15 protein-coding genes and 2 pseudogenes are annotated in these 9,742 nt (G+C 60.3%); 5 read left to right on the top strand and 12 right to left on the bottom strand.

The window, feature by feature from the left end:
- Window positions 1–125: 125 nt before the first annotated feature.
- From JQ553_RS33855 to JQ553_RS33870, 5 genes are all read right to left on the bottom strand, one after another.
- Window positions 126–416 carry a hypothetical protein gene (locus JQ553_RS33855; RefSeq protein ID WP_212504417.1) on the bottom strand — a complete coding sequence of 97 codons (291 nt, stop codon included), beginning with the start codon at window positions 414–416 and terminating at the stop codon, window positions 126–128.
- Window positions 417–689: 273 nt separating this feature from the next.
- Entirely contained in the window at window positions 690–938 is a 249-nt protein-coding gene (locus JQ553_RS33860) for a hypothetical protein (RefSeq protein WP_212504418.1), read from the bottom strand.
- A 336-nt stretch (window positions 939–1,274) separates the two neighbouring features.
- Window positions 1,275–1,397: a hypothetical protein gene (locus JQ553_RS35030; protein ID WP_283817321.1), complete on the bottom strand. Its 123-nt coding sequence runs from the start codon at window positions 1,395–1,397 to the stop codon at window positions 1,275–1,277.
- A gap of 190 nt (window positions 1,398–1,587) precedes the next feature.
- Window positions 1,588–1,803 carry a hypothetical protein gene (locus tag JQ553_RS33865; protein ID WP_212504419.1) on the bottom strand — a complete coding sequence of 72 codons (216 nt, stop codon included), beginning with the start codon at window positions 1,801–1,803 and terminating at the stop codon, window positions 1,588–1,590.
- A gap of 496 nt (window positions 1,804–2,299) precedes the next feature.
- Window positions 2,300–3,229 carry a DNA ligase gene (locus JQ553_RS33870; protein ID WP_312015228.1) on the bottom strand — a complete coding sequence of 310 codons (930 nt, stop codon included), beginning with the start codon at window positions 3,227–3,229 and terminating at the stop codon, window positions 2,300–2,302.
- 117 nt (window positions 3,230–3,346) lie between these two features.
- On the opposite strand from JQ553_RS33870, the gene JQ553_RS33875 reads away from it, so the two are divergent.
- The 3 genes from JQ553_RS33875 to JQ553_RS33885 are packed head-to-tail and all read left to right on the top strand — an operon-like array spanning window position 3,347 to window position 4,102.
- Window positions 3,347–3,529: a DUF3606 domain-containing protein gene (locus JQ553_RS33875; protein WP_212504420.1), complete on the top strand. Its 183-nt coding sequence runs from the start codon at window positions 3,347–3,349 to the stop codon at window positions 3,527–3,529.
- Between the two features lie 55 nt (window positions 3,530–3,584).
- Window positions 3,585–3,911, top strand: a complete 327-nt coding sequence (locus JQ553_RS33880) for a low affinity iron permease family protein (protein ID WP_409363117.1) — start codon at window positions 3,585–3,587, stop codon at window positions 3,909–3,911.
- A 29-nt stretch (window positions 3,912–3,940) separates the two neighbouring features.
- The gene (locus tag JQ553_RS33885; protein WP_212504422.1) at window positions 3,941–4,102 is read left to right on the top strand and encodes a DUF2934 domain-containing protein; all 162 of its coding nucleotides are present in this window, start codon (window positions 3,941–3,943) and stop codon (window positions 4,100–4,102) included.
- Between the two features lie 238 nt (window positions 4,103–4,340).
- Here the strand turns inward: JQ553_RS33885 and JQ553_RS33890 are convergent, their stop codons facing one another.
- The 5 genes and pseudogenes from JQ553_RS33890 to JQ553_RS35400 form a co-directional block, all read right to left on the bottom strand.
- On the bottom strand, window positions 4,341–4,532 hold the full coding sequence (locus JQ553_RS33890; protein WP_212504423.1) for a hypothetical protein: 192 nt from the start codon (window positions 4,530–4,532) through the stop codon (window positions 4,341–4,343).
- A gap of 171 nt (window positions 4,533–4,703) precedes the next feature.
- Complete coding sequence (locus JQ553_RS33895; RefSeq protein WP_249144846.1) at window positions 4,704–5,126, bottom strand: hypothetical protein; 423 nt, start codon at window positions 5,124–5,126, stop codon at window positions 4,704–4,706.
- A 521-nt stretch (window positions 5,127–5,647) separates the two neighbouring features.
- Window positions 5,648–6,187 (bottom strand): c-type cytochrome, encoded by a 540-nt coding sequence (locus tag JQ553_RS33900; protein WP_212504424.1) that lies wholly within the window; start codon window positions 6,185–6,187, stop codon window positions 5,648–5,650.
- A complete protein-coding gene (locus tag JQ553_RS34770) occupies window positions 6,174–6,440 on the bottom strand; it encodes a hypothetical protein (protein WP_249144859.1) in 267 nt (88 codons plus the stop codon). The genes JQ553_RS33900 and JQ553_RS34770 overlap by 14 nt, the downstream gene beginning before the upstream one ends.
- A 251-nt stretch (window positions 6,441–6,691) precedes the next feature.
- Window positions 6,692–7,442: pseudogene (locus JQ553_RS35400) on the bottom strand (molybdopterin-dependent oxidoreductase); the annotation flags it as partial.
- A gap of 704 nt (window positions 7,443–8,146) precedes the next feature.
- Between JQ553_RS35400 and JQ553_RS33910 the strand changes: the two are divergent.
- Together JQ553_RS33910 and JQ553_RS33915 are read left to right on the top strand one after the other, a co-directional pair.
- Complete coding sequence (locus JQ553_RS33910; RefSeq protein WP_212504425.1) at window positions 8,147–8,428, top strand: hypothetical protein; 282 nt, start codon at window positions 8,147–8,149, stop codon at window positions 8,426–8,428.
- Window positions 8,429–8,459: 31 nt separating this feature from the next.
- Entirely contained in the window at window positions 8,460–8,690 is a 231-nt protein-coding gene (locus JQ553_RS33915) for a hypothetical protein (protein WP_212504426.1), read from the top strand.
- Window positions 8,691–8,834: 144 nt separating this feature from the next.
- On the opposite strand, the gene JQ553_RS33920 is transcribed toward JQ553_RS33915, so the two are convergent.
- Both JQ553_RS33920 and JQ553_RS33925 read right to left on the bottom strand, forming a co-directional pair.
- Window positions 8,835–9,410 (bottom strand): MBL fold metallo-hydrolase, encoded by a 576-nt coding sequence (locus tag JQ553_RS33920; protein WP_212504427.1) that lies wholly within the window; start codon window positions 9,408–9,410, stop codon window positions 8,835–8,837.
- 89 nt (window positions 9,411–9,499) lie between these two features.
- Window positions 9,500–9,742: pseudogene (locus JQ553_RS33925) on the bottom strand (hypothetical protein); the annotation flags it as partial.

Below are 9,742 nucleotides of genomic sequence, written 5' to 3' on the forward strand. Positions count from 1 at the left end.
GTCGCGCGGGAGGATGATGATTGTACCGGAGCGGTGTCATTTCATTTCGTATATATTGAACCCCGGCAAGGGGCCCCTCGCGTGAGGCGGCCCCTTTCTATGTCCACTGGGGACGGACAACGCTCCTATTTCTTGGGGCTCGTACCCGTCGTCGACTGGCTGCTGTCCTTATTCGGCTGACCGGGAGGATGGGCAGCGGCGGCCGGCTTCTCCTGATCGGCCACAAATCCGGACTCGCCGGAGTTGCGGGTCTTGATGCCTTTATCGGCCTCCTCCTGCATCTTTTGATCCGGCTGCATTTGCTGGCTTGGCGTCGTGGATTGCTGAGCGTGCACTGGTAGGGCAATCGTCGCTCCAAACACGACCACGATGGTGAGAATTGAACTTCGCATGAGATATTCCTTCGTTGTCACCATCCGCGAAAACGCGCGAAACCCAGAAGGTTTCCTAACATTTCGGGTAGCGGAGGGCGGGCAGGATGGCGCAAACAAAAACCGCTTACGAGGCTGTCTCTCTGCAAGTCCTGACGTCAACCTAGTGTGACAATCCCTGTCAAACGTTGACCTGTCAGGCATGGGGTCTTTGTTTCCGCGTGCACTTCCCCTCGATCTATCCGTGTGATGGGCAAAACCCAGAAAATGGACATCCCGGCCCGATTTTACGAATTGCCATCAGTGCCGAGGGCCGCATCAACTGCGCCGGCGGCCAATCACAACGCCGACCAGGAACGCAACAGTGACCGCGTGCAGGGGCGCCTCGCGCGTCCAGCGAACCAGGCGATCAAGAGGCGCGCCGGGCTGCCTAGCTGCCTCGATGGCGTCAGCAACGTTCTGCGCTGCGGCCTTGACCGTCTCCGCAGCTGTATAAACGGCCTCCATGGCCTCGTCGAGTTTGCGCGGCCCATCGCTCTGTTGCAGCGGCTCGCCTTCGCCGATCATCTGGGGTTCTCCATGCACCGCATAGATCGACGTTCTTGAGGGACAATCGTTCCTGGCTCCGGCGCTGCGCCGAGTTGATAATGGCCAAGGTCCAGGGTGCAAGCGGGGTGACAGGTTTGAAAAGCCAACGACTCTGCCGCACAGGCGCTGAAGCCGCCGGACTGAGCGGCCTCTCTACAGGAAGACGGCGATAGCTGTTATTGCCATGGAGCTAAGCCCTAGTACGATGATCGAGGCGGTATAGAGTAGGTCGTTCCCCATCATGCAACTCCCGGTAGACGACCTAACCTAAGCTTAGGGCGTTCCGGGCGCCAGTGCAGTTTGTGCCAGCAATGATCAGCCTGACAGTGTCAGCGGCGGCTCTGTCCAAGCCGTGAAAAGCACGACGAGCGACAACAGAGTTAGGGCGATCGAGATATAGCTGGCGATGGCGATCCAATCGTGGCGGCGTGCGGTCATGCCGCAACGCTGATCCTGTAAGGTCCGGTGACCTTGACCCAGATCAAGCGCTCCGTTCACGGAGATACGGAAGGGCGTCTAGCCTTTCTGTTTCTTCGGGCGGGTGTTGGTTCTTCTGGCCATAGGCTCGTCGTGCTGAAGACGGCAGGACCGGCTGAAGGGCCGCGGGGAGGCCGCCAACTGAGGCGGTCTACTTTTTCAGCTCCATCAAAATGCGCTCACGCTCTTCATAATGCTGCGCAAGCAAGTCTTTCAAGGTAGCGAGAACGATCCTTGGCCGCTGCGACTCGCGGCCCTCTCGGTCCAACTCCGCGATCTGCGCCTCGTGTCGCGCGAGCCTGGACGCGCTTTCGGATATGTTCCGTTCGGCTTCGTTTAGTTGCTCTAGCAGGGCTGTCCGGTCCATGAGCCTCCGCCTCGCCTTGGTGGGGCCTTTAGGTGTCCACATCGGGAATTAACGATCGGTGAACATGCGCTTGGCGCGGGGTCATGACATCGCGTGTCCCCGGCGCATTGGGCAGCCGAAAATAGCATAAAGCCCTTGTTTCTGAACCGCCAGAGACTAGGAACCGGACGGTCGGAACAAAGTTGGCAATTGCCGCCTGCGTCCAGTATGGGCGGCTATCATGCGACCTCACCCTTACCCCAGCTCTCGGAAATACCCCTGCCCCCATGAGCTGGGGCCTTTTACTGCGATCTCCAATTGCTGAACTGTACCGCATTGCGATTCACATGCGTTATTGTCGTGGGGGATGACCTGGCGCACATTTCTTGATGCCGCTCGTCGTGGGTTCGGGCGGCAGCTTCCAAGCTACACTCCCGGCCCCGGCTCCCGAGAACCCCAAATCCCAGGAGCCGGGGCGTTGCTCGCACACTGGCCCGGTGTCATCACAGCTGACCGGTCAAAGATCCTCCCGCACGCCCCGAAAGAATGGATGCCGCACCTTGCCCTCGGCCAATTTGGCGCGGTACCCGATCTCGGCCAGCACCTCGGGGCTCGACCCAGATCGCCTTGTGCGTGATGCGCCTGGTGTAGGGCTGGTCTTGCGGATCAGCGGCGTCAAACGCTTGCGGAGGTCGGCGATCGAGGCCTTGTCGAAGCCGTAGTCGACCTTGCCGGCGTAGATCAGATCGTCGCCCTTGCGCCGGCCGACATAGATGCCGTTCCATTCGTCGCCGTCGAGCGCGAAGCCCGCGATCGTCAGCGTCTCGCGCTGCGCGCAGGTCTTCTTCACCCAGTCGCGGCCGCTTCTGCCGGTGGGATAGATGCTGTCGCGGACCTTGGAGACGACGCCCTCCAGGCCGATCTTGCAGGCGTGCGCGAACATCTCGCGGCCGTCGACTTCGAAGCTCTCGCTGAACTGGATGTCGCTGCCGGCGATGATCTTCTTGAGCTCGGCCTTGCGCTCGAGCAGCGGTAGCTTCTGCAGGTCGCGGCCGTTGAGATAGAGCAGATCGAAGGCGACCAGCACGATCCTGGTGGACTTGCCGCGCAGCTCGTTCTGTAGCACCCAGAAATCCGTGGTGCCGTTGGCGCTCGGCACCACGATCTCGCCGTCGACGATCGCGGAGGACGCCGAGATGTGCCAGTCGTCGTTGGCGACCTTCTTGAAGCGCTTGGTCCAGTCGTTGCCAGCCGGGTGAAGATCTTCACCGCTTCGTTGGCGAGGTGCACCTGGACGCGATAGCCATCGAACTTGATCTCGTGAATCCAGCGCGCGCCGCTCGGCACCTTGTCGACCGGCGAGGCGAGCGCAGGTGCAATGAAGCCGGGGAAGGGCGCCTTCGTCCCGATCGCCGGTGGCTTCCTGCGCTGAAACGCCACAACACACTCCGTAACTCAAACAGGTGATTCAAACTGACACAGGCGCAATCGTTCCGGTCGCTGCGGCCGGCGGAACCAGTCGAGGTTAGCCCGCGTTGGTCCAAGACCAGAGTGGGAGACCATAATGGCAAAGGCGAAGAAGACCGCGCGAGGCCGCAAACAGGACCGGGCGCGCATTGCCGGCGGAGAGGCCTATGAGGTTCGCTACGAGGCGAAGAAGACGCGCAAGTCGGCTGCGTCGGTCAAGAAAGCGGTGAAGAAGGTCGGCAATAACCGCAGGCGCGTGGAAAAGCGCCTCGGCGCGTGAACCCGTGAGGCGACTTCTCACAAATGCCGGGACATGGCTGTCAAGCCCATGGGCCGTGGCGGCCATCGGTCTTTACGCCGTGCTGTGGCTGATTTTGGATGCTACGACGCTCAACTGGCACGGCGTCGCCACACTCGCCACCCTGCTGATGACGCTGTTTATCCAGCGCTCGGAGCATCGCGATACGCAAGCCATTCACGCCAAGCTGGACGAACTCCTTCGGGTTGACCGCAAAGCGCGCGACGACTTGGCCAGCATCGACGAACGAGAGCCCGAAGAGGTTGAAAGTTTTCGCGACCGTCAGAGCGACACGAACAGCAAGAGCGCAATCGTTCCGCGGCTAGGCAGCCGGTTGGAACCGGTCGACGTTAGCCCGCGTTAGCCTTGCGCAGCGAGCAGAATGAAAAAGCAATGGCTGAACCGACTGACGACGAGATACGCGCTCTTGCTCATAGGTTGTGGGAAGAGGCTGGGCGGCCTGAAGGCCGCGACAAGGAATTTTGGGAATTGGCCGAACAGGAATTGCGTAATAGGGACAAATCATCCCCGCTTCGGACCCCCGACACTCTTTAGATGAACAGAAGCTGCTCAATCTGTTTCGGGGCTGGGTTGCGAGAACCATCCGCACCTCGCCTGGACTGAAGATCCGATGGGCTGTCAATGCGGAGCGGGGATGCCATTGCCGGCGCGAACAAGACGCCATTGATGTACCACATGGTAGAAGCCAACCCCTCGCAAAGCATCGACCACCGTAGCCGATACGTTGGCGAGAGAAGAGCTTACGATCGCGAGGGGGAGGCCGGGGATCGCGTCAAGCGGTCGCGCGAGGCTTCAGCCAAGCTATCATGCGCGCTGCCGATTCTTCGTACCGTGCCCTGCGCAACAGGTCGTTTCGCTGGGCGCCAGCGGGCATCAGCTTGGCCTGCTCGCGCAGCTCTCTGGCTTCGCTGATCAGGCGCTCTTCAAGGGACTGTGTTTGTTTGAAACGGCGCCGCTTGATCATGCGCTGCTCCATTCCGTTAGAGGAGGGCGTGATGGGCGATCCCATCACCGATAGTAGCCGGGGGTTCGTGCGGTGATGTTCCGTCAACTTCTAAACATAATGGATCGTTCGCAATTGGCGTAACGGTCGCCGACGCAAACCGCACGCGCCGTACATTGCGGATCAGGGTCCTCAGGGCCGCAGCGGCAGCGCCAACTGTGCACCGATCGGCCGGCCGATATAGCTCACGATGAAGTCCCTGAGGATGTCGGAGACCTCAAGACCCTCGGCGCCGATCAACCGCTCCAGATCGTGGGCCACTTCGGCGGAGGCGTCCCGCGACCAGCCCTCGGCCGCGTTGAAGGCGACTATCCGCAGCACATCGTCGTATTGGCCGGAGAGCAGGTCCTTGATCAGGGTCGGATAGTCCAAGCCCTCGTCGGTCTCGCGGAAGGCCGCGCCGCTCGTGAAGTCCTCAAGCACGATATAGAAGGTCCGGTCGAGCCGGTCGTCCGGAATGATGGAAGCGCCTGGCCCATGCGCAAAACTCCAAATGAACGGGCTCAAAGTTGAGTAGGGATGCGCCTGATGCGAGTCCTTGTAAAAAAATCGCATGTTAAAGAGACCCCAGCTTCGCTCAGGAGCTGGGGTTTTTTTGGGAGACTCGGATAGCACCATTTTATGCGGCCGGGATCGAAGACAGCCGGCCCACCCGATGATGAATGCCATGATCTGCCATATCCCCGAGGGGAGCTTCGGATTGAGCAGGAGGGAAAGACCTTTACGGCGAAGAAGAACTTTGTCTGGACCTGCAACAAGGACACAAAAGAGCAGGCGTACAAAGGTGGGAATGCGGTCGCGGTCATGCGGATCACGGACCTGAAGGCTTAAGGTTCGTTTCTTCGTAAGAGACCAATTGCATGCGGTTGGCGCATTCGACGAGGCGCCACTCCGCGAAATGTCGACCAAATGATTGCCGTGGACTCTGAAAGATCCGAGAAGGCGCGGCCGCCGAAAGTCTTGGTCAATCTCGCCATTCTGACGGTGCGCCGGTTACTTCCGGTCTACCGCGATGAACGGCCATGCGGTAAACGGGATGGCACTTCGCGATTGTGGACCAAGGGCCGGCCCCGAAGCTACTTCGGATTGCGCGGGAACGGGATAAACCCGTCGCGGTTCGGCATCCTCACCTTGGGCAGCGACTGCGCATCGATCACATCGTTCGGCCCAATGATCCCGTTGAGATTGAGGATATAGGCCGATACTGCGTAGAGTTCATCCGCGGTGAGCGATTTCGACTCCTGGAATGGCATTGCGCGGCGGATGTAGTCGAACAGGGTCGTTGCATAGGGCCAGAAACTTCCCACGGTCTTTATCGGTGTTTTGTCCGGCGCCAGTGAGCCCATGCCGCCGACGAGCGCTCCAGCGAGCGCGACGCTGGGGCTGATTCCCTTCTCGCCGTGACAGGCCTGACATTTCGCTACATAGATCGCTTCCCCCTCGATTGCGGTGCCACGACCAAGCGGCAGGCCTGCGCCGTCCGGTCCGATGCTGATGTCCCACGCCGCGGTGTCGGCGGGCGCGATCGGTTGCCCGAACTGCGGGGCCTGGGCGAGGGCCGCCGGTGCAATGGTCAGCATAGATACGCAGACTGCAATGGGTTTAAGCGTAAACATTGCTGGCCTCCCCCATCTCGTCGATGCGCCAGCTTGCGATGGCGTTGTAGTGGTAGACCCCACGCAAGCCGCGCTCGTCGGCGAACTGCACGCGCGTTGGCTGCACCATGCCCGTGTCGTCGGTGGCGCGACTTTGCAGCACGGCGGGCCCGCCATCCCATTGCCACGCTGCGCGGAAGCGCACGGGCGCCTTTGGCAGGATCGGACCCTGCAAAGCTGCCGGCGCCCAGCTTCGTCCGCCGTCAGCCGACACGGCGACCTGCCGGATGCTGCGTTGCCCGACCAGGCCAGCCCGGAAATCTCGTAGAATCCCGGTCCCCTCAGCGCAAGTCCCGGCGACGGACGCGTGATGACGGATTTTACCTCGATCGGGAACACGAACTGCCAGGCCTTTTCATCCTTGAGCAGGATCGTGTATTTCGATGTTTCGTCTTTGGTCATAGCGGGGCCGGCAGTCAGCTTGAGCCGGCGCAGCCACTTCACGTTCATGTTGCCCTTGAACCCAGGCAGCAGCAGCCGCAGCGGATAGCCGTTCGAAGGCCGCACTCGCTCGCCGTTCTGATAGAGACAGAGCAGCGCATCATCCATCGCCTTGGTGAGCGGGATGCTGCGGCTCATGGCGGTAGCATCAGCACCCTCGGCGATCATCCAGCGCGCCTCAGGTTGGATGCCAGCTTCGTCGAGCAACGTGGAGCTGCACGCCGGTCCATTCCGCGCAACCCAGCAGGCCGTGAATAGCCGCCACATTGAGCGGCTGCGCCTGAGGCGCGTTGAGCGCCTGGCTGTTGCCGCCACACTCGATGAAGGCGATGCGCGATTGCATCGGATAGCGCGACAGCGCTTCGACCGTAAACACAAGCGGCCGCTTCACAAGTCCATGGATCACCAGCCCGTGTTGATCCGGATCGATTTCTGGGATGCCGGAATGGCTACGCTCGAAATGCAGCCCAGATGGCGTGATCATTCCTTCGAGCAGGTGCAGCGGCGTGCGTGATGCGCCGACACCAGCCGGGTTGGGGGGCGGCGGAAAGACTTTGACGACCTTGCTCTCGAACGGTGAGGGCTGGCCGTAGTCCGCAAATCCCGGACCCGGCACCTTCATCCACGGCTGCACCGTAAGCGGTTCTGCCGATCCGCAGGACAGGCCCGCGCCGGTCGCACCGACAACGAGCGCGCCTTCAAGAAAAATGCGGCGGCTTAGAATTCCATTGCCGGCCGCTGGATCGCCTGGTTCGGGATGTGTTTTTCGAAACATGAGCGGCACTCGCTCGTTGCGGTCGAATCGAGCACATCGCGTGCCCTCGCATGCGCACGGCGAGCGCTCGGTGAGGGACCGGCACAAAAGAACTGTCGGTTTTATTGAGTGTAATGCCCGCCGACGGCATTCCGCACTGCCATTCGCCTCGAACGGAGACGTCGGCACGTCCTGTCTCGAATAGCAGCTCTAGAAAGACTACGCCCATCCAAGACACCTTCATACTGGCAAGGATGTCGCACGAGCAATCTGGTCAAAACCAGCGACTGCGAATGTCCGAGTTGGGTCTAAACCGGCAATGCTCTGATCGAGCGGAATATTTCTGCTCAGACCCCAAAAGCCGACATCCGCGGGACCTAGAATAGATGCGCCACGCGACTGTCGCGGGTGCGACCGGTTCTTCACCTCAATCTGCGATGCCCGCTTGCCCCCAGCAGCGGCGTGTGAGGAGACATTGCACGACGTCCGGGAAGTGGCCAATAACGTTGTGCAGTCGCGTTTTCCCTGGGAACAATTCGAAAGCGGCCAGTTTGCCGCCTGCTCCTGTTTTCTAGGGAATAGCTCGTGACCGATCGTGTCGCGGATGTCGCAGAGCCGATTGCCTCGCCGAACACTTTGCGGCGCAGCTACGGAACAGCGTTACAGCTGAGAAATTCGCGGAACGAAACCGCTTATCAATCTTTCTCTGAGCTTGGGAGGTGCCCATGAATGCTCAGGCAAGAGAAGGCGCGTGTGCGTTCGCTTGGCGGAACTACTTGCTGCGCCACAGCGGTATCAGTGAGAACGATAGCAGGCGTTCCGCCCTCTACCGCTACGTCACCAATCTTTGTGACACGGGCGATTATGATTTTGATCTCTTGCAAATGGCGGCAGTGGTATACTTGAAAGAACTGGACGAATTGCACGACGACCGACTTGCGAGCCTCGCGGCAGATCGAGCTTTGGCCGAGTATTTAGAATCACGCAGTGCACAATCCGACACTTAGCTTTTGGCCGTAAACCAGAAGGAGCGAACGCATGGCAGACCTGACCTCTAGCGCAAACCGTTTCGTGCGCGAGCCACAAAGGCGCACCGCCGCAGCGACAACAATCGGCATGAATGCCTTGAAACCGATGATGCGCCTTCAGGTCTCAATGCTGAGGATGTGGGCCGACGGTCTCGAGAGGTTCGCGAGCAACTACGAAAAGGGGTGGGAAGAAACCGCGACCACTGTCGAGGAACAGTCAGACAAGGAACGCATCGTGTGAAGTCACGCGAATCGCTACCCCGGAGTCGAGTTAGGCACCGCTGGCCAAAGATAATCCGAAAAGCCCGGTCTCGCTCGGCCGGGTTTGACTTGCGGCCAGCATTGCACCCCCCGTCGCGGCCGAGCGTCAGGACGTGTGTCCTTCTCAGGCACCGAAGATGAAGCGCGTGCCCGTGTAGGAGCGCAGGAGCTTGTTCGGCATCTCGGCCTTTGCCATCTCATAGAACGGCTCACCAGTGCAGTGCAGTGGAATGACGTAATCGATGTCGATACCCGTCAGCGCTGCGATCGTGTCACGCACATAGTCCTCCTTGTAGGGCGCAAGATGAAACCCGCCGATCACCGCATGAACCTTGCTGATACCCGCAGCCGCTTGAGCTTGCTTGATTGCGTTAATTACCCCGCGATGGCTGCAAGACGTCAACACGATCAACCCGCGACCTTTTAGATTGAATGCGGTGGCGATCTCGTGTCGGAATTGGTCCGGGATGACAGCCTTTGTCCGTTCGTCCTCCGGAAGCTTGTCGGCATAGCATCCAATGCCGTGGTCCACGCCGATCTTCATGGCGCTGGGGGACAGCAGCTTCTCAAAGCTCGTTTGGCTGATGTGCCCCGTCGTGAAGCCGTGATCGGCGACCAGTGCCGGCCCTTCTGCATAGATCACCGCAACATTGGCACCTTCCAGTGCCTTGCGATCCAAGGCTCCGAAGTCGCCGCGCACCGGCGGAGCCGTCCATTCGCGGGAGCAGAATGCGTCCTCGCCACCGATGTAAATCGGTAGCTTGGCTTTGAGCTTGCCGTTGTTTTGTTTTAGGAAGCCGGCGAGGCCGCCAAAAATGATCGTAGTGACCGTGGCTCAAGACAAAGGGCATCAAGCGCAGCCGGATCGATGCCTACGAGATTGGCGTTGTTGACCAGCGCGTCCGGTGTGAAGCCGAAATCGACCAGGACATGTCGCGTTTTGGCGCTGCGCCGCGACTCGACGTGCATCGACAGTCCGAACTCACTGATCAACGTTTTACCCGGCGGCTTGCCACCGCCGATGCCCCAGCC

Origin of the sequence: Bradyrhizobium lablabi (assembly GCF_018131005.1) — a bacterium.
Taxonomy (GTDB): domain Bacteria; phylum Pseudomonadota; class Alphaproteobacteria; order Rhizobiales; family Xanthobacteraceae; genus Bradyrhizobium; species Bradyrhizobium lablabi_D.